The organism is Bacillus cereus, assembly GCF_002564555.1.
GTDB lineage: Bacteria > Bacillota > Bacilli > Bacillales > Bacillaceae_G > Bacillus_A > Bacillus_A cereus_K.
On record NZ_NUVD01000099.1, the window covers coordinates 1 to 592 of the forward strand.

A 592-nucleotide genomic window follows, 5' to 3' on the forward strand; every position below is an offset into this window, starting at 1 on the left:
ATATTACGATTCTACAAAATGCAAAATTAACAACGTCTAACGATCGTCCAGTACAAAAACCTGATGGATCATACGATTTTGATTTAACATTATCAGGCCGAGCACTAGCTGAAGTAGGCGTTTTAGATGATAAAAAAGTTGTTTTCACAATTCCAGAAGATCTTCGCGGGAATATTACAAATCCAACAGTTGATATCAGTGTCGGACTATTACCTTTACAACTTGCAGATGTCCCATTACTGAACACTACTTTAACTGGTCTTCAAACAACATTGGAAACGGTTAATGGCATCTTAAAAAAGGTCGAGAAAGTTCCACTTGTTCGTAGACTTGTTAGTGGACTCATAACTGCGATTACAAATTTAACAACTAACATCAATCAAACTATCGAAGGACTAAAACATTTAGGAACTTATACAGACTCACTTCCAGGTGTAATTTCAAACGACGGTAGTACTATTACAGTCGACTTTGATGAAGGTCTAGGGAATTACTTACAAAAAACATATGCGGAAATTCTAAGTCCTCTTGTGAATGGACTAGATCAATTTGTTAAGGAATTAGTAGACGGACTTCCACTTTTAGGGAAAGT

At 36.0% G+C, this 592-nt stretch carries 1 protein-coding gene; it reads left to right on the top strand.

Annotation, left to right across the window (positions count from 1 at the left end; all coding sequences use genetic code 11):
• On the top strand, nt 1-592 hold a 592-nt coding region (locus COI75_RS27020; RefSeq protein ID WP_218006723.1), incomplete at both ends, for an adhesive domain-containing protein.